This window comes from Candidatus Pantoea deserta (assembly GCF_003813865.1).
Classification (GTDB): domain Bacteria; phylum Pseudomonadota; class Gammaproteobacteria; order Enterobacterales; family Enterobacteriaceae; genus Pantoea; species Pantoea deserta.
Window position 1 is genome coordinate 1 of the sequence record NZ_RMVG01000029.1, and the last position, 17120, is coordinate 17120.

The window sequence follows — 17120 nt, forward strand, 5'->3', positions numbered from 1 at the left end:
AGTTTTCTCCGGCGACTCAGCTGCCTGAGTCTCCTGAACACCGCGCTCCGTAAGCCGTTGTGCCGTGTCAGTGGAGGCGCATTATAGGGATCCGATTTAATTGCACAACCCTTTTTTTCGATCTTTTTTCTGTATGGTGAGAAAATACACTTATTGCGGAGATCTTCAACGATCCAGGCGTTGTCACCCTGCCTGACACACCCGATCCGCCTCAGTCTGTAGCAAACTAACAAGGAGAAAGCGCATGTCAGCCCTACGTCGATATAAAGAGAGTTATCCGCAATGCGGTCAGCGCGTCATGGTTGACGCCTCCAGCGTGGTGGTCGGTGATGTTATTCTGGCTGATGACGTCAGCATCTGGCCGCTGGTTGCGATACGCGGCGACGTAAATCAGGTGAGGATCGGCGCGCGCACCAATATTCAGGACGGCAGCGTCCTCCACGTTACGCATAAGTCAGCCAGCAATCCGCAAGGTTTCCCCTTAACGATTGGCGAGGACGTTACCGTCGGTCATAAAGCCATGCTGCATGCCTGCACTATCGGTAATCGCGTGCTGGTCGGAATGGGATCGATTGTGCTGGACGGCGCCATTATCGAAGATGACGTCATGATTGGCGCAGGCAGCCTGGTGCCGCCGGGCAAGCGTCTGGAGAGCGGCTACCTTTATCTCGGCAGCCCGGTTAAACAAGTACGTCCGCTCAGCGAACAGGAGATAGCGGGTCTGCTCTACTCCGCGAACAACTATGTTAGCTGGAAAGAGGATTACCTGGCCGAGGCAAGCCAGACCCATTCCTGATCGTCATAGCTTTCATTCAGGATCGCCGCTTCCGCCTCTTCTTCTATATCCCAGCGATGAGCGGAGAACAGCGCGAGCGCCTCTCCCTGGCCGAAGCGCTGATATAAGGCTTCGGCAGAGATGGCGCAGGTCAGGATGATGCCGTTGACCAGCGCCGGAAAGCAGATCGCGTCGTGTTCGGCGTTCCACTCTTCACGATCGGGAAACTGAATAGCCTGATTCATGCCTGCATCGCCTGTTTAAGCTGCGCGATCACAGGCGCGATCTCTGGCATTACGCCGTGCCATAAACTGAAGGCGTGCGCAGCCTGACCCACCAGCATCCCCAGACCATCCGCATACTGCTCAGCTCCCTGCTGTTGACACCATTGCAGAAAGGGCGTGGCGCCAGCCTGATAGAACATATCGTAACAACGCACCTGCGCATTCACCAGCGAAGCAGGCAGCGGAGGAACCTCGCCACTCACGCCGCTCGATGTCGCATTGATAATCAGATCAAACGCGCGTGTCGCCAGCTGCTCAAACCCACAGGCATCAATGGCGCCGCTCTGACCGAACAGCTGCGCCAGCTCTTCGGCACGGGCCTGGGTACGGTTAACAATAGTTACCGTACAGCCTGCCGACAGCAGCGGCAGGATCACGCCGCGCGCCGCGCCGCCTGCCCCCACCAGCAAAATGCGATCGCCAGCGTTGATCAATCCAAGACGTTCCAGATCGCTTAACAGGCCGATCCCGTCTGTGTTGTCGCCCAGAATACGTCCGTCGCCTGCTTTTTTCAGCGTATTGACCGCGCCGGAAAGCGCCGCGCGGTCGCTCAGCTCATCAGCAAATTCGCACGCCTGCTGTTTAAAGGGCAGCGTTACGTTTGCCCCCTGCCCGCCCTGCGCAAAAAACGTCGCTATCGCCTGCGGGAAACCGTCAAGCGGCGCACAGACGCGTCCATAATGGTGCGTAATGCCGGTCTGCTCCGCAAATAAGCGATGAATCGCTGGCGATTTACTGTGGCTGATGGGATTGCCAAATACCGCAAACTGTTCCATGTATCATCCCTGACGAATAAGGTGGCCGGTTAACACATCGCGGATTTCTGAGGGGTTGCGCCGTCCGCCGGTTTGCCCCACCAGCACCGGAAAAGCCTCGCCAAATTGCGCTCTGACCTCTTCGACCGTCCGGCACGGCTCTTCACCTGACAGATTCGCGCTGGTTGATACCAGCGGCTTGCCGAAAGCACGACACAGCGCCTGCACATCAGGATGATCGCTGACGCGAATCGCCAGGGAATCAAACCGCCCCGTTAGCCAGCGTGGCGTTTGCGGCGTAGCAGGCACAACAAAGGTAACCGGACCAGGCCAGTGAGCAAACATCCGCTCGCGCTGCTCAACGGTCAGTTCACGATCGGAGATATAGGGTTCCAGCTGAGCATAGTCCGCAGCAATCAGGATCAATCCTTTTTCAACGGGACGCTGCTTTAGCGCCAGCAGCGCCGTTACTGCGCTTTCGCTGTCCGGGTCGCAACCCAGACCAAAAACGGCTTCGGTCGGATAGGCGATAACGGCCTGCTGGCGCAGTTGTTCAACACAGGCATCCAGGGAGCCGGAAAAATGGTGATTTTGCATGATGTTTTCTTAATTCTCTGTTGCGGCGGCCTTGCCGCAGCTTTTACTGGCGCAAAAGCGTTTAACACCCTGCGCGGTTTTCTTTTCGACAAGCAGCGGAAAATGGCAGTGCAGACATTCGCCCGCGATCGGCGTGGCGTTAACGGCAAACTGGCAGGCTGGATAGCGATTACAGGCGTGAAAAGTCTTGCCGTAACGGGAACGACGCTGCACTAGCTTGCCTTCCGCGCACTGGGGACAGGCGATAAGCGTTTCATCCGGCTTATTGATAGCTTCGCTGTAGTCACATTCAGGATAGTGGCTACAGCCGATAAACATGCCGTAACGTCCCTGGCGTAATGCTTTGTCGGCGCCGCACTCTGGGCAGGCGTGTCCTTCCAGGACCTTAACGATATGCCCGTCGGCCTGGCTTTTCAGCGGCCGGATATAATCACAGCCAGGATAATTTGTGCAGCCTAAAAAAGCGCCGTGTTTACCGCTGCGGATAACTAAATCTGCCCCGCAGGCGGGGCAGGGATCGTGTTTACGCACGGTGAAGAGTGCTGATTTGCTCATAACGATGGCTGCATAACGGAAAATTAATGCAGCATGCCTTCATTGACGTCGAATAAAAGTTCTTCCATTTGCTGATAGGCGTTCTCGCATCCCGGAAGATTAAACAACACCATCAGCACCACCCATTTGAGATCTTCCAGATCAAACTCAAGCGTGTCGAGCGCCATAACTCGCTCGATAACCATTTCACGCGTTTCCATTTTGAGCACCTGAATCTGTTCCAGGAACAGCAGGAAACCACGGCATTCGGCATCTAAACGCTGGCCTTCTTCCTCTGTGTAGATGCGCATTGAAAGCGGATCGTTAGCCAACAGAATCGGATCGACCAGTCCGTCCTGATAATCTGCCAGCTTCTCTAACCAGTTCAACGCATTGTAGATATCTTCACGATGAAAACCGGCATCGGTTAAGTCATCCGTCAATGTATCCTGATCAACCTGCATTTCTGCTTCGTTGTGGATATATGTCTCAAACAAGTACATTAGTACGTCGAACATGGCATGCCCTCCTCAATCGGACATAGCCGCCGGGTACAGCTGCGATCCATCCTGCTAACTCCAGCTCCAGCAGTTGGGCTGCAATCACTGGCACAGGTTGGCCGGCACGTTCAGCGACGACGTCAACAGGTGTAACCTCATCACCTACGTTAGCCAACACCTCAGCAAATGGCAATGGCACATCATCGATGCCCCCGGAATATATTGCTTCATGCTGTGTAAAGGGCAGCCAGTTAAGCAGCGTGCGAAGATCCTCGACAATATCATCCGGATGGGCCACCAGCAGCGCGCCCTGCTGAATCAGCCAGTGCGTGCCGGCGCTGCCGGGATTGCCCAGCGCTCCCGGTAACGCGTAGACGTTGCGATTTTGCTCCAGCGCATAGCGCGCCGTAACCAGCGAACCGCTTTTTATTGTGGCCTCCACCACCAGCACCCCGCGACTCAATCCGCTGATAATGCGGTTGCGGCGCGGGAAATTGATCGCCTGAGGCGGCATGGTAAGCGGAAACTCCGAAATAACCGCGCCGCCCTTTTCCACAATCTCCTCCGCCAGCGCGCGATGATGTTTGGGATAAAGGCGTTGTAGTCCGCTCCCCAGCACGGCGACCGTTTTTCCCTCCACGTCCAGCGCCGCGCGATGGGCGATGCCATCAATGCCTCGCGCCAGCCCGCTGGTAATCGTCAGGCCGCTCTGCGCGAGCTGCTGACCGAACCACTCTCCCCAGCGTCGCCCATAGTGAGAACAGTGACGGCTGCCTACCATCGCCAGCTGCACCGAAGAGAGCAAAGCGGGATCGCCCTGTATATAGAGCAGCGGCGGAAAACGGTGAATTTCACGTAGCGCGTCAGGATAGTTATCATCCAGAGCAGTCAGCAGGTGATGCGAAGCGCTCCCGTTGAGCCACGCTTCAGTAGCGGCAATCTGCTGAGACGGCAGATAGTGAAACTGCTGAATTTGCTGTTCGCTTAGCCCGGACGACGCCAGCAGCGAGGCCGCATCGTCGGTTTCTCTGAGCGCCCTGGCCATTTCCAGCCAGCGATTTCCGCTGATGCCGCTTACGGCTGAAAGCCGCAGATAGCGTTCAATCTTCTCCATACCTGCCCCCCGCTCCATGCGCTGTATCCTGGGGGGAATGCTGTCAATCAGCCCTTAAAAAGTCTACAATATGAGGTAATAATCTTTTCTTAATCGCATACAGATCTGGATATTTATGTCAGTTTTGCAGGTATTACATTTCCCTGACGATCGCCTTCGCAAGATCGCGGCGCCAGTGAAAGAAGTTAACGCTGAAGTTCAGCGCATTGTCGACGACATGTTTGAAACCATGTACGCCGAAGAGGGTATTGGCCTGGCGGCCACCCAGGTAGACATCCATCAGCGCATCATCGTGATTGATGTGTCAGAAAACCGCGACGAGCGTCTGGTGCTGATTAATCCGGAATTACTGGAGAAAAGCGGCGAAACCGGCATCGAAGAGGGCTGCCTTTCTATTCCTGAACAGCGTGCGTTTGTGCCACGCGCCGAGCGCGTTAAGGTGCGCGCGCTGGATCGCGAAGGCAAGCATTTCGAACTGGAAACCGATGGACTGCTGGCGATCTGTATTCAACATGAAATCGATCACCTCGACGGCAAGCTGTTTATTGATTACCTGTCGCCGCTGAAGCGTCAGCGCATCAGGCAAAAGCTGGAAAAACTGGCGCGCCAGAACGCGCGTGCTTCCTGACGGCTAAATAAGGGATAACCGTGTCTGCCCCGTTGAAAATTATTTTCGCTGGCACACCTGACTTTGCAGCGCGTCATCTCGACGCGCTGCTTGCTTCTGAGCATCAGGTGGTTGGCGTGTTTACCCAGCCTGATCGTCCGGCTGGCCGTGGCAATAAGCTGACGCCCAGCCCGGTAAAAACGCTGGCGCTTTCTCATGATCTTCCGGTATTCCAGCCGACCTCGCTGCGCCCGGCTGAAAACCAGCAGCTGGTCGCCGAATTACAGGCGGATGTTATGGTCGTGGTCGCCTATGGGCTGATACTGCCGCAGGCCGTGCTCTCTATGCCGCGCCTCGGATGTATCAACGTGCACGGCTCGCTGCTGCCGCGCTGGCGTGGAGCCGCGCCGATTCAGCGCTCGCTGTGGGCGGGCGATAGCGAAACCGGCGTCACCATTATGCAGATGGATGTAGGTCTTGATACCGGGGATATGCTGTATAAGCTCCGCTGCCCCATTACGGCGGAAGACACCAGCGCCACACTGTATGACAAGCTGGCGCAGCTTGGTCCGCAGGGCCTGCTGGAGACGCTGACGCAGCTGGCGGATGGTCGAGCACAGCCGGAAAAGCAGGATGACGCCCAGGCCAACTACGCTGAAAAGCTGAGCAAAGAAGAAGCCCGCCTCGACTGGCAGCTTTCCGCCGTTCAGCTTGAGCGCTGCATACGCGCCTTCAACCCCTGGCCGGTGAGCTATTTTTTTATCGAGGAGCAGCCGGTCAAAGTATGGCAGGCAAGCGTATTGCCTCACGTTGCGAAACAGCCGGGCGAGATTATCGCCGCCGATAAGCACGGCATTCAGGTCGCTACCGCTGACGGCGTGTTAAATCTTCAGCTGCTGCAACCGGCGGGTAAAAAAGCGATGTCGGCGCAGGATCTGCTTAACTCGCGTCGCGAGTGGTTCACGTCAGGCCGCGTTTTAGCCTGACTCCAGCCCGGCTCTGTCCGGGCTTTTTGTTTACTGACGTAACCCCAATGACTAAATCAACGAATCTGCGAAGCCTGTCCGCTCAACTGATTGAGCGCGTAATTGATAAAGGCGAATCGCTCAGCGCCATTCTGCCCGGCGCGCAGAAAAAACTTACCGATAAAGATGGCGCGCTGGTGCAGGAAATCTGCTTCGGCGTCTTGCGTACTCTGCCACAGCTGGAAGCCTTAATCGGCAAACTGATGGCGCGCCCGCTGACCGGTAAACAGCGTGTATTGCACTACCTGATTATGGTGGGTCTCTATCAGCTGCTCTATACGCGCGTCCCTGCTCATGCCGCGCTGGCGGAAACCGTTGCCGGCGCCGAAGTGCTCAAGCGGGCGAACCTGAAAGGACTGCTCAACGGCGTGCTGCGTCAGTTCCAGCGTCAGCAGGCGGAGCTGCTTGCCGAGGTCGATCAAGGCCCGCAAAAACATCTGCATCCGGCATGGCTGCTACAGCGGCTGCAACAAGCCTGGCCAGAAGAGTGGCAGCAGATCGTTGAGGCGAATAATCAACGTCCGCCCATGTGGCTGCGCGTGAATCGCCAGTATCACAGCCGTGACGCGTGGCTGGCGCTGCTGAACGACAGCGAAAGAACGGCCAGCGCCGCCGATGTCGCGCCTGACGCGCTGCGGCTGGACACGCCGGCGCCTGTCGGCCAGCTTCCGGGCTTTGCCGATGGCTGGGTAACGGTTCAGGATCTCTCTGCTCAGCGCTGCGCCCTGCTGCTGGCGCCGGAAAACGGCGAGCAGATCCTCGATCTCTGCGCTGCCCCCGGCGGTAAAACGACGCATATCCTCGAAATTGCCCCTGAGGCTCAGGTCATGGCGGTCGACGTCGATGCTCAGCGTTTGATTCGCGTGCAAGAGAACCTACAGCGTCTCAGGATGCAGGCAGAGGTGAAACAGGGCGACGGGCGTACCCCGCAGGCGTGGTGCGGCGATCGTCAGTTCGATCGTATTCTGCTGGACGCGCCCTGCTCGGCAACCGGCGTTATCCGCCGCCACCCGGATATTAAGTGGCTGCGACGTGACCGGGATATTGCCGAGCTGGCAACGCTGCAACGCGATATTCTGGAGGCCGTCTGGTCCCATCTGAAACCCGGCGGCACGCTGCTCTATGCCACCTGCTCTGTTTTGCCTGAAGAGAATCAGGCGCAGATCAGCGCCTTCTTAAGCCGACATGCGGATGCGCGCGCCGACATCCTGCCGGGCGGCAAAGAGGATGGGTTACAGGTCTTTCCGACGGTCGAAGGCGGTGACGGATTTTTCTACGCTAAGCTGGTAAAAGCGCACTAACTAAAGAGCACGACACGCAATGAAAATTATTATTCTGGGAGCCGGTCAGGTTGGCGGAACGCTGGCAGAAAACCTCGTCGGCGAGAACAACGATATTACGGTAGTGGATACTGACGCCGATCGCCTGCGTCAGTTACAGGATAAATTCGATTTGCGCGTCGTTCAGGGTCACGGATCGCATCCGCGCATTTTGCGCGAGGCAGGCGCGGAAGATGCTGACATGCTGGTCGCGGTTACCAGCTCCGATGAAACCAATATGGTGGCGTGCCAGATTGCCTATTCGCTGTTTAATACGCCCAATCGTATTGCACGTATTCGCGCGGCGGATTATCTACGCGACGCAGATAAGTTATTTATTCCGGAAGCCGTCCCTATCGATCACCTTATCTCGCCGGAGCAGCTGGTAATCGAAAACATCTATCGTCTGATCCAGTATCCTGGCGCGTTGCAGGTGGTCAACTTCGCGGAGGGTCTGGTCAGTCTCGCGGTGGTTAAAGCCTATTACGGCGGTCCGTTAGTGGGCAATCCCCTCTCTATTTTGCGTGAGCATATGCCGCATATTGATACGCGCGTCGCGGCGATTTTCCGTCAGGATCGTCCGATTCGTCCGCAGGGTTCCACCATTGTGGAAGCGGGCGACGAGGTGTTTTTTATCGCCGCCAGCCAGAACATTCGCGCGGTGATGAGCGAAATGCAGCGGCTGGAAAGACCTTACAAACGCATCATGCTGGTAGGCGGCGGCAACATAGGTTTTGGCCTTGCGCAGCGGCTGGAAAAAAATTACAGCGTGAAGCTGATCGAACGTAATCCTCGCCGCGCCGCCGAACTGGCTGAGCGCCTTCAGGACACGATTGTCTTTTATGGCGATGCTTCCGATCAGGAGCTGCTGGCGGAAGAGCATGTCGATCAGGTGGATCTTTTTATCGCCGTTACCAACGACGATGAAGCCAATATCATGTCTGCCATGCTGGCGAAAAAAATGGGCGCCAAAAAAGTCATGGTGTTGATCCAGCGTCGCGCCTATGTGGATCTGGTTCAGGGCAGCGTGATCGATATAGCCATCTCTCCACAACAGGCAACGATCTCCGCGCTGTTAGGTCATGTGCGAAAAGCCGACATCGTCGGCGTCTCATCCCTGCGACGCGGCATTGCCGAAGCGATCGAAGCGATTGCACATGGAGATGAAACGACATCCCGAGTGGTAGGTCGGTTAATCAACGAAATTAAACTGCCACCGGGTACGCTTATCGGCGCGGTCGTTCGCGGTGAAGACGTGTTAATCGCCAAGGACAATCTGCGCATCGAGCAAGGCGACCACGTCATCATGTTCCTGACCGATAAAAAATTCGTGCCGGATGTAGAGCGGCTTTTCCAGCCCAGCCCTTTCTTCCTGTAGGCGCAGCGCCGGACAGACAATTCCGACAAATACTGCCGCTTAGATGGCAATTGCCGAAAGGTTTGTTAGACTTTAGCAATTGGCCAGGGCATGGAGATAAGTATGAGTTTTTTCAAAGAATTTCGTGATTTTGCAATGCGCGGCAACGTGGTGGATCTCGCCGTTGGTGTGATCATCGGCGCAGCCTTTGGCAAAATCGTCTCTTCACTGGTGGCAAATATTATTATGCCGCCGCTGGGACTGCTGATCGGCGGGGTCGATTTCAAACAGTTTAAATGGGTGCTTAAGCCTGCCGAAGGCGCAACGCCGCCGGTGGTAATGGAATACGGCGTATTTATTCAGACTATCTTTGATTTTGTCATTGTGGCGTTCGCTATCTTTATCGCCATCAAACTGATGAACAAGCTCTACAAGAAGAAAGAAGTCGAAAAACCGGCACCGAAGCCCTCTAACGAAGAGGTTCTGCTCAGTGAAATTCGTGACTTGCTGAAGCAGCAGAACAACAAGATTTAAAATCAGCCGCCGCAAGGCGGCTTTTTTGTACCCATAAAGAAGAAGGCCAGTGATAAGAGCCTTTCTTATCACTGGCCTCCCAGCCGCCACGCTTCGCATGTTTATCTTTACGCCGATAGCTGCCTTTGCCTTTTTGCTTCTGCTCGATGCGCTGGCGAAAAAGGGGATCGTGCAGTAAAGCCTGAATCGCGTTGTCGCGAATTTCACCTTTGGTGTGCTGATACTTACTCATCATACTCTCCTCAGTTGGACCGCATAACTATATGCTCTTTAGCGCAAAATTCAATGTTGCCCGTGTAGCGCTTCTGGTCTGGGTTCCGTGCCTTTTTCCAGCGCTTGCAGAATTGAACAGCAGTCGCTGCTGTGCGCCGTGCCGCAGCAGGCATCCGATAAACGCTGAAGGGAACGCTGCACGTTTTGCAGTTCCTCGATCATAATATTCACTTCGTGCAGGCGCGCCTGAACAATGGCTTTTGATTCTTCGCAGGTGTGATGCGCGGGGTCGACCCGAATTGACAGCAGCTCGCGAATGGCGTCAAGACCGAACCCGAGCTGCCGCCCAAAGCGAATAAACTTCAGTCGCTGGAGGTCGCTGTCGCTGTATAGCCGAAAGCCGCCCTCGGTGCGAATCTCATGCTCCATCATCTGCTGTTTTTCATAGAAACGGATAGTGTCGACGGTTACGTTTGCCAGCTTAGCCAGCTGTCCGATACGGTACATCACTCCTCCTTTAACAGACGATGGCGGATAGCGTCGCCATAATAGCCCTGTAAAAATGCGGTACTCATCCCTGCCTGCCGCAGCTTCAACTCCAGCACCAGCAGCCGCTTGCTGTGTTCAGCGTAGCGCTGATCCTCAGGATCCAGATTACGCAGCAGATCGCCGATCTCCAGCGCTTCGCGACGCATCTCCAGTTCGGGCGGTAGATAGCCTGAATTTTTCAGCAGTCGATAGCCGCTGCGCAATTCAGCGGGGACCTGGCTGTCGTCATCCAGTTCAAGCGGCGCGCCTTCGCCAGGCAGATTGCTGAGTTCGCCTTTTTCCTGCGCCGCGCGAATATGCTGTTCCGCAAGCTGATCGATTAACCACATAAGCGCCTCCTGAATTAGCCACAATATTGAGAGTAACGGACGGGGTAAATTACAGGCAATAAAAAACCCGCCGAAGCGGGTTTTTTACGATGCTACAGATTACTCTGCGGCAGCTTCTGCTTGAGCTTCTGGACGATCAACCAGCTCGATGTAAGCCATCGGAGCGTTGTCACCAGCGCGGAAGCCACACTTCAGAATACGAGTGTAACCACCGGCACGGCTCGCGAAACGCGGGCCCAGCTCGTTAAACAGTTTTGCCACGATCTCGTTATCACGAGTACGGGCGAATGCCAGACGACGATTAGCTACGCTGTCGGTCTTGGCAAGAGTAATCAGCGGCTCAACTACGCGGCGCAGCTCTTTGGCTTTCGGCAGAGTCGTTTTGATGATCTCATGACGAACCAAAGAACCAGCCATGTTGCGGAACATAGCCTGACGATGGCTGCTGTTGCGGTTCAGTTGACGACCACTCTTACGATGGCGCATGACCTTATCCTTCTCAGTGAAACCTTAACCTGTGATCCGGTTATTCATCAGCGATGCTTGCCGGCGGCCAGTTCTCGAGGCGCATACCCAGAGAAAGACCACGTGAGGCGAGCACGTCTTTAATCTCAGTAAGAGATTTTTTACCCAGGTTAGGCGTTTTGAGCAGCTCAACCTCGGTACGCTGTACCAGATCACCGATGTAGTGGATAGCTTCTGCCTTAAGGCAGTTAGCAGAGCGGACAGTCAATTCCAGATCGTCAACAGGGCGCAGCAGGATCGGATCGAATTCTGGTTTCTCTTCTTTCACTTCCGGCTGACGTACATCACGTAGGTCAACGAAAGCTTCCAGTTGTTCTGCCAGGATGGTCGCCGCACGACGAATCGCCTCTTCAGGATCGATTGTGCCGTTGGTTTCCATTTCGATGACCAGCTTGTCCAGGTCGGTGCGCTGTTCTACACGCGCTGCTTCAACATTGTAGGCGATACGGTCTACAGGGCTGTAGCAAGCGTCGACCAGCAGGCGGCCGATTGGGCGCTCATCTTCTTCCGAATGAATTCGGGCAGAAGCCGGCACATAACCACGACCACGCTGAACTTTGATACGCATGCTGATAGCGGCGTTCTCATCAGTCAGGTGACAGATCACGTGCTGCGGCTTGACGATTTCGACATCACCGTCGTGGGTAATGTCGGCTGCAGTCACAGGGCCAATGCCAGATTTATTCAGGGTCAGAATGACTTCATCTTTACCCTGAACTCTTACCGCCAGCCCTTTCAGGTTGAGCAGGATTTCCAGGATGTCTTCCTGTACGCCCTCTTTGGTGCTGTACTCATGCAGTACACCATCAATTTCAACCTCGGTCACCGCGCAACCCGGCATGGAAGAAAGCAGAATACGGCGCAGTGCGTTACCAAGAGTATGGCCAAAGCCACGCTCTAAAGGCTCAAGGGTCACCTTGGCGTGCGTCGAACTCACTTGCTCGATATCTACCAGGCGCGGTTTTAGAAACTCTGTCACAGAACCCTGCATTGTGTCCTCTCTTTGGTACTAAGCTTTACTTAGAGTAAAGCTCGACGATCAGGTGTTCGTTAATGTCCGCAGACAGATCGGTACGCTCAGGAATACGCTTGAACACACCTTCCATCTTAGTCGCATCAACTTCCAGCCAGGTTGGCTTTTCACGCTGCTCAGCCAGCTCCAGAGCGGCCTTCACGCGAGATTGCTTTTTGGCTTTCTCACGGATGCTTACGACATCATTCGGAGATACCTGATAAGAAGCGATGTTAACAACGCGGCCGTTAACCATTACAGACTTGTGGCTGACCAGCTGACGTGCTTCTGCACGCGTGGCACCGAAGCCCATACGGTAAACTACGTTATCCAGACGACCTTCCAGCAGAGCTAACAGGTTTGCACCGGTGTTGCCTTTCAGACGTGCTGCTTCTTTATAGTAGTTGCGGAACTGACGTTCCAGCACGCCGTAGATACGACGAACTTTTTGTTTTTCACGCAACTGGCCGCCGTAATCAGACAGACGCGGTTTACGCGCACCATGCTGACCAGGGGCTTGTTCAATTTTACACTTGGAATCAATCGCGCGAACGCCAGACTTCAGGAAAAGGTCTGTGCCCTCACGACGGCTCAGCTTGAGCTTAGGACCCAAATATCTTGCCATTTTCTTTCTCCAACTATCCTAAAAACGCGGCGTTATACGCGACGTTTTTTCGGCGGACGACAACCGTTGTGAGGGATCGGAGTCACATCAGTAATGTTCGTGATGCGGAAACCTGCGGCGTTCAGAGCACGAATAGTAGATTCGCGACCCGGACCCGGACCCTTAACCATAACTTCCAGGTTCTTAATACCGTAATCTTTCACGGCTTCTGCACAGCGCTCTGCAGCGACCTGAGCAGCAAACGGGGTAGATTTACGTGAACCGCGGAAACCGGAACCACCGGCGGTTGCCCAACCCAGCGCGTTACCCTGACGATCGGTAATGGTAACGATGGTGTTGTTAAAAGAAGCATGGACATGAGCCACGCCATCTGAGACTTGCTTTCTTACACGCTTACGTGCACGAACTGGTGCCTTTGCCATTATTTACTCACCCCGATTATTTCTTGATCGGTTTGCGCGGACCCTTACGGGTACGTGCATTGGTCTTAGTACGCTGACCGCGTACCGGCAGACCACGACGATGGCGCAAACCACGGTAGCAACCAAGGTCCATCAGACGCTTGATGCTCAGGGTGATTTCACGGCGCAGATCACCTTCAACAACGAATTTACCAACCGCATCACGCAGCTGATCAATCTGTTCTTCAGACAGCTCACTGATCTTAACATCTTCAGCAATACCCGTTGCAGCGCAGATGGCTTTAGAACGAGTTTTACCGATACCGAAAATCGAGGTTAACGCGATAACGGTGTGTTTATGATCAGGAATGTTAATGCCTGCTATACGGGCCACTATGCACTCCTATAATTAAATAAATGCGCCCCATGCTGAAAAGCCCGTTTTCAGGATACTCAAATGGAAACGCATTGACATACAAAAGATTGGCTGGCTAATCTAGCCAGCTCAACCCGACTTTGCAAGAAAAATATGTGAAAAAATCAGCCCTGGCGCTGTTTATGCTTAGGCTCGGCGCTGCAAATCACACGTACGACGCCGTCGCGACGGATGATTTTGCAGTTACGACATAATTTCTTGACGGAAGCACGAACTTTCATTTTTACTCTCCGTAACTTCTCAAGCGCCTGAATTAACGGCCGTAGCCTTTCAGGTTTGCTTTCTTCAATGCAGACTCGTACTGACTAGACATCATCAGAGTTTGCACTTGAGCCATAAAGTCCATGATGACGACCACTACGATGAGCAGTGATGTACCGCCAAAGTAGAAGGGAACTTTCATCGCATCACGCATGAACTCCGGGATCAGGCAAATAAAAGTAATGTACAGTGCGCCGATTAAGGTCAAACGCGTCATTACTTTATCGATATACTTCGCCGTTTGCTCTCCCGGACGAATCCCCGGTACGAATGCACCAGACTTCTTCAGGTTATCTGCTGTTTCACGCGGGTTGAAAACCAACGCCGTGTAGAAAAAGCAGAAGAAGATGATTGCAGTCGCATAGAGTAGCACATATAGCGGCTGTCCTGGCTGCAAATACAGCGAAATTGTTGTCAGCCAGTTCCAACCGGTACCGCCCCCGAACCAGGATGCTATCGTCGCGGGGAACAGGATAATGCTGGAAGCAAAAATAGCCGGAATAACGCCCGCCATATTCACTTTCAACGGTAAATGTGTGCTCTGTGCAGCGTATACACGACGACCTTGCTGACGTTTCGCATAGTTCACCACAATGCGGCGCTGACCACGCTCAACGAAAACAACGAAGAAGGTCACTGCAAATACAAGAACTGCAACCAACAGCAACAGGAGGAAGTGCAGGTCGCCTTGCCGCGCTTGCTCGATGGTATGGCCAATGGCCGGCGGAAGACCCGCAACAATACCCGCGAAGATAATGATCGAGATACCGTTGCCGATACCTCGTTCAGTAATCTGTTCGCCCAGCCACATCAGGAACATGGTTCCGGTGACCAGACTTACAACAGCGGTAAAGTAGAAAGCAAAGCCTGGGTTAATCACCAGGCCCTGCATTCCAGGCATATTCGGCAGACCGGTAGCAATACCGATCGACTGGAATATGGCCAGTACCAACGTACCGTAGCGGGTATACTGACTAATCTTACGACGGCCAGCCTCCCCTTCTTTCTTAATCTCCGCTAACGCTGGATGCACCACCGTCAGCAGCTGGATAATAATAGAGGCCGAAATATACGGCATAATACCCAGCGCGAAGATTGAAGCACGGCTAAGAGCACCACCAGAGAACATGTTGAACATTTCAATGATGGTGCCACGCTGTTGCTCAAGCAGTTTGGCAAGTACAGCGGCATCAATACCAGGGATCGGAATAAAAGAGCCAATTCGGAAGACAATCAGTGCACCGATTACAAACAGCAGTCTGCGTTTCAGTTCACCAAATCCGCCTTTGGCACTTTGAAAATCTAATCCCGGTTGTTTAGCCATCTGCTACTTATTCCTCGATTTTACCGCCAGCAGCTTCGATTGCAGCACGAGCACCTTTAGTGACACGCAGGCCGCGAACCGTTACCGGTGCAGAAACTTCACCAGACAGAATCACTTTCGCGAATTCAATCTGAACACCGATAATGTTGGCTGCTTTCAGCGTAGTCAGGTCAACGATACCGCCTTCCACTTTCGCCAGATCAGACAGACGCACTTCTGCGGTCACGAATGATTTACGCGAGGTGAAGCCGAATTTCGGCAGACGACGGTACAGAGGCATCTGACCACCCTCGAAACCGCGACGTACGCCACCGCCAGAACGAGAGTTCTGACCTTTGTGACCACGACCACCGGTTTTGCCGAGGCCAGAACCGATACCACGACCCAGACGCTTAGACGCGTGCTTAGAGCCTTCGGCCGGAGACAGAGTATTTAAACGCATCTGTTACTCCTCTACTTTCAGCATGTAGGAAATCGCGTTAACCATACCGCGTACTGCCGGCGTGTCTTCACGCTCTACGGTGTGGCCAATGCGACGCAGACCCAGACCAACCAGAGTGGCTTTGTGCTTAGGCAGGCGGCCGATTGAGCTACGGGTTTGAGTGATTTTAATAGTCTTAGCCATCGTGATTACCCCAGAATTTCTTCAACGGATTTACCACGCTTGGCAGCGACCATTTCTGGAGAATTCATATTTTCCAGGCCGTCGATAGTTGCACGAACCACGTTGATCGGGTTGGTGGAACCATAGGCTTTAGCCAGAACGTTATGAACTCCAGCGACTTCCAGAACGGCGCGCATTGCACCGCCGGCGATGATACCGGTACCTTCAGAAGCCGGCTGCATGAACACGCGGGAACCCGTGTGCGCACCTTTAACCGGGTGCTGCAGGGTGCCGTTGGTCAGCGCGACATTAATCATGTTGCGACGGGCTTTTTCCATCGCTTTCTGGATCGCTGCCGGAACTTCGCGCGCTTTACCGTAACCAAAACCAACGCGGCCGTTACCGTCACCCACTACAGTCAGTGCGGTGAAGGAAAAGATACGACCACCTTTCACAGTTTTAGAAACACGGTTTACCGCGATCAGTTTTTCCTGCAGTTCGCCAGCTTGTTTCTCGATGTGTGACATCCTAGACCTCTACCTTAGAACTGAAGGCCAGCTTCACGAGCAGCATCTGCCAGTGCCTGGACACGACCATGATATTGGAAACCGGAACGGTCGAAAGAAACATCTTTGATGCCTTTCTCGATAGCGCGCTCAGCAATAACTTTACCTACTGCGGCAGCTGCATCTTTATTACCGGTGTACTTCAGTTGTTCAGAGATAGCTTTTTCTACAGTAGAAGCAGCAACCAGAACTTCGGAACCGTTCGGGGCGATTACCTGTGCGTAAATGTGACGCGGGGTACGATGTACCACCAGGCGAGTAGCACCCAGCTCTTTGAGCTTGCGACGTGCACGGGTCGCACGACGGATACGAGCAGATTTCTTATCCATAGTGTTACCTTACTTCTTCTTAGCCTCTTTGATACGCACGACTTCGTCGGCGTAACGGACACCCTTGCCTTTATACGGCTCAGGACGACGGTAGGCGCGCAAGTCAGCTGCTACCTGGCCGATCAGTTGTTTATCAGCGCCTTTCAGCACGATTTCAGTCTGAGTCGGACATTCAGCAGTGATACCCGCGGGCAGCTGATGATCAACCGGGTGAGAAAAACCCAGTGACAGGTTAACAACGTTGCCTTTAATGGCAGCACGATAACCAACACCAACCAGCTGCAGCTTCTTAGTGAAGCCTTCGGTAACACCGATAACCATGCCGTTCAGCAGCGCACGAGCGGTACCCGCCTGCGCCCAGCCGTTTGCAAAACCGTCGCGCGGAGCGAAGGTCAGTGCATTGTCAGCATGCTTAACTTCTACGGCATTATTGATAGTACGAGTCAGCTCGCCGTTTTTACCTTTGATCGAAATTACCTGACCGTTGAGTTTTACCTCTACGCCGGCAGGAACAACGACAGGTGCTTTAGCAACACGAGACATAG

The 17120-nt window shown here is 54.1% G+C and carries 27 protein-coding genes; 6 read left to right on the top strand and 21 right to left on the bottom strand.

Annotated features, from left to right (window positions below; translation table 11 throughout):
- Window positions 1-244 precede the first annotated feature (244 nt).
- Window positions 245-796, top strand: coding sequence for a gamma carbonic anhydrase family protein (locus tag BBB56_RS22040; protein WP_123803062.1), 552 nt, complete (start codon window positions 245-247; stop codon window positions 794-796).
- On the opposite strand, the gene BBB56_RS22045 is transcribed toward BBB56_RS22040, so the two are convergent.
- From BBB56_RS22045 to dprA, 6 genes are read right to left on the bottom strand one after another with little or no spacing between them, the layout of a single operon-like run.
- Window positions 763-1020 carry a DUF1488 family protein gene (locus BBB56_RS22045; protein ID WP_123803063.1) on the bottom strand — a complete coding sequence of 86 codons (258 nt, stop codon included), beginning with the start codon at window positions 1018-1020 and terminating at the stop codon, window positions 763-765. The genes BBB56_RS22040 and BBB56_RS22045 overlap by 34 nt on opposite strands.
- Window positions 1017-1835 (bottom strand): shikimate dehydrogenase, encoded by an 819-nt coding sequence (gene aroE, locus BBB56_RS22050; RefSeq protein ID WP_123803064.1) that lies wholly within the window; start codon window positions 1833-1835, stop codon window positions 1017-1019. The genes BBB56_RS22045 and aroE overlap by 4 nt, the downstream gene beginning before the upstream one ends.
- 3 nt (window positions 1836-1838) lie before the next feature.
- The gene (gene tsaC / locus BBB56_RS22055) at window positions 1839-2411 is read right to left on the bottom strand and encodes an L-threonylcarbamoyladenylate synthase type 1 TsaC (protein WP_123803065.1); all 573 of its coding nucleotides are present in this window, start codon (window positions 2409-2411) and stop codon (window positions 1839-1841) included.
- A gap of 9 nt (window positions 2412-2420) precedes the next feature.
- Window positions 2421-2966, bottom strand: a complete 546-nt coding sequence (locus tag BBB56_RS22060; protein ID WP_123803066.1) for a DNA topoisomerase family protein — start codon at window positions 2964-2966, stop codon at window positions 2421-2423.
- A gap of 23 nt (window positions 2967-2989) precedes the next feature.
- On the bottom strand, window positions 2990-3463 hold the full coding sequence (smg, locus tag BBB56_RS22065; protein ID WP_123803067.1) for a DUF494 family protein Smg: 474 nt from the start codon (window positions 3461-3463) through the stop codon (window positions 2990-2992).
- Window positions 3435-4559 carry a DNA-protecting protein DprA gene (gene dprA, locus BBB56_RS22070; RefSeq protein WP_123803068.1) on the bottom strand — a complete coding sequence of 375 codons (1125 nt, stop codon included), beginning with the start codon at window positions 4557-4559 and terminating at the stop codon, window positions 3435-3437. Before dprA ends, smg begins: the two co-directional genes overlap by 29 nt.
- Window positions 4560-4674: 115 nt before the next feature.
- Between dprA and def the strand changes: the two genes are divergently transcribed.
- From def to mscL, 5 genes are all read left to right on the top strand, one after another.
- Window positions 4675-5187 (top strand): peptide deformylase, encoded by a 513-nt coding sequence (def, locus tag BBB56_RS22075; protein ID WP_123803069.1) that lies wholly within the window; start codon window positions 4675-4677, stop codon window positions 5185-5187.
- A 20-nt stretch (window positions 5188-5207) separates the two neighbouring features.
- Complete coding sequence (gene fmt / locus BBB56_RS22080) at window positions 5208-6152, top strand: methionyl-tRNA formyltransferase (protein ID WP_123803070.1); 945 nt, start codon at window positions 5208-5210, stop codon at window positions 6150-6152.
- 47 nt (window positions 6153-6199) lie between these two features.
- Window positions 6200-7492 carry a 16S rRNA (cytosine(967)-C(5))-methyltransferase RsmB gene (gene rsmB / locus BBB56_RS22085; protein ID WP_123803071.1) on the top strand — a complete coding sequence of 431 codons (1293 nt, stop codon included), beginning with the start codon at window positions 6200-6202 and terminating at the stop codon, window positions 7490-7492.
- Window positions 7493-7511: 19 nt separating this feature from the next.
- Window positions 7512-8888, top strand: a complete 1377-nt coding sequence (trkA, locus tag BBB56_RS22090) for a Trk system potassium transporter TrkA (protein WP_123803072.1) — start codon at window positions 7512-7514, stop codon at window positions 8886-8888.
- Between the two features lie 102 nt (window positions 8889-8990).
- Window positions 8991-9401, top strand: a complete 411-nt coding sequence (gene mscL, locus BBB56_RS22095; protein WP_123803073.1) for a large-conductance mechanosensitive channel protein MscL — start codon at window positions 8991-8993, stop codon at window positions 9399-9401.
- Here mscL and BBB56_RS22100 read toward each other — a convergent pair.
- From BBB56_RS22100 to rplF, 15 genes are all read right to left on the bottom strand, one after another.
- Window positions 9355-9633, bottom strand: a complete 279-nt coding sequence (locus BBB56_RS22100) for an alternative ribosome-rescue factor A (RefSeq protein ID WP_123803085.1) — start codon at window positions 9631-9633, stop codon at window positions 9355-9357. The genes mscL and BBB56_RS22100 overlap by 47 nt on opposite strands.
- A gap of 50 nt (window positions 9634-9683) precedes the next feature.
- Complete coding sequence (zntR, locus tag BBB56_RS22105; RefSeq protein ID WP_123803074.1) at window positions 9684-10121, bottom strand: Zn(2+)-responsive transcriptional regulator; 438 nt, start codon at window positions 10119-10121, stop codon at window positions 9684-9686.
- The gene (locus BBB56_RS22110; RefSeq protein ID WP_123803075.1) at window positions 10121-10492 is read right to left on the bottom strand and encodes a DnaJ family domain-containing protein; all 372 of its coding nucleotides are present in this window, start codon (window positions 10490-10492) and stop codon (window positions 10121-10123) included. Before BBB56_RS22110 ends, zntR begins: the two co-directional genes overlap by 1 nt.
- Window positions 10493-10591: 99 nt before the next feature.
- The gene (gene rplQ, locus BBB56_RS22115) at window positions 10592-10978 is read right to left on the bottom strand and encodes a 50S ribosomal protein L17 (RefSeq protein ID WP_003850180.1); all 387 of its coding nucleotides are present in this window, start codon (window positions 10976-10978) and stop codon (window positions 10592-10594) included.
- A gap of 40 nt (window positions 10979-11018) precedes the next feature.
- Entirely contained in the window at window positions 11019-12008 is a 990-nt protein-coding gene (locus tag BBB56_RS22120) for a DNA-directed RNA polymerase subunit alpha (RefSeq protein ID WP_003850179.1), read from the bottom strand.
- Window positions 12009-12033: 25 nt separating this feature from the next.
- Window positions 12034-12654, bottom strand: a complete 621-nt coding sequence (gene rpsD, locus BBB56_RS22125) for a 30S ribosomal protein S4 (RefSeq protein WP_033752932.1) — start codon at window positions 12652-12654, stop codon at window positions 12034-12036.
- Window positions 12655-12686: 32 nt separating this feature from the next.
- Window positions 12687-13076: a 30S ribosomal protein S11 gene (gene rpsK / locus BBB56_RS22130; RefSeq protein ID WP_004160563.1), complete on the bottom strand. Its 390-nt coding sequence runs from the start codon at window positions 13074-13076 to the stop codon at window positions 12687-12689.
- A gap of 16 nt (window positions 13077-13092) precedes the next feature.
- A complete protein-coding gene (gene rpsM, locus BBB56_RS22135) occupies window positions 13093-13449 on the bottom strand; it encodes a 30S ribosomal protein S13 (protein ID WP_033752934.1) in 357 nt (118 codons plus the stop codon).
- 146 nt (window positions 13450-13595) lie between these two features.
- Window positions 13596-13712 carry a 50S ribosomal protein L36 gene (rpmJ, locus tag BBB56_RS22140; RefSeq protein ID WP_004160566.1) on the bottom strand — a complete coding sequence of 39 codons (117 nt, stop codon included), beginning with the start codon at window positions 13710-13712 and terminating at the stop codon, window positions 13596-13598.
- Between the two features lie 32 nt (window positions 13713-13744).
- A complete protein-coding gene (gene secY / locus BBB56_RS22145; protein WP_123803076.1) occupies window positions 13745-15076 on the bottom strand; it encodes a preprotein translocase subunit SecY in 1332 nt (443 codons plus the stop codon).
- 7 nt (window positions 15077-15083) lie between these two features.
- A complete protein-coding gene (gene rplO, locus BBB56_RS22150) occupies window positions 15084-15518 on the bottom strand; it encodes a 50S ribosomal protein L15 (RefSeq protein WP_123803077.1) in 435 nt (144 codons plus the stop codon).
- A gap of 3 nt (window positions 15519-15521) precedes the next feature.
- The gene (rpmD, locus tag BBB56_RS22155; protein WP_021186404.1) at window positions 15522-15701 is read right to left on the bottom strand and encodes a 50S ribosomal protein L30; all 180 of its coding nucleotides are present in this window, start codon (window positions 15699-15701) and stop codon (window positions 15522-15524) included.
- A 5-nt stretch (window positions 15702-15706) separates the two neighbouring features.
- Window positions 15707-16207: a 30S ribosomal protein S5 gene (gene rpsE, locus BBB56_RS22160; RefSeq protein WP_033792403.1), complete on the bottom strand. Its 501-nt coding sequence runs from the start codon at window positions 16205-16207 to the stop codon at window positions 15707-15709.
- Window positions 16208-16221: 14 nt separating this feature from the next.
- Window positions 16222-16575 carry a 50S ribosomal protein L18 gene (gene rplR, locus BBB56_RS22165; protein WP_123803078.1) on the bottom strand — a complete coding sequence of 118 codons (354 nt, stop codon included), beginning with the start codon at window positions 16573-16575 and terminating at the stop codon, window positions 16222-16224.
- A 9-nt stretch (window positions 16576-16584) separates the two neighbouring features.
- On the bottom strand, window positions 16585-17118 hold the full coding sequence (gene rplF, locus BBB56_RS22170; RefSeq protein WP_123803079.1) for a 50S ribosomal protein L6: 534 nt from the start codon (window positions 17116-17118) through the stop codon (window positions 16585-16587).
- Window positions 17119-17120: the final 2 nt, after the last annotated feature.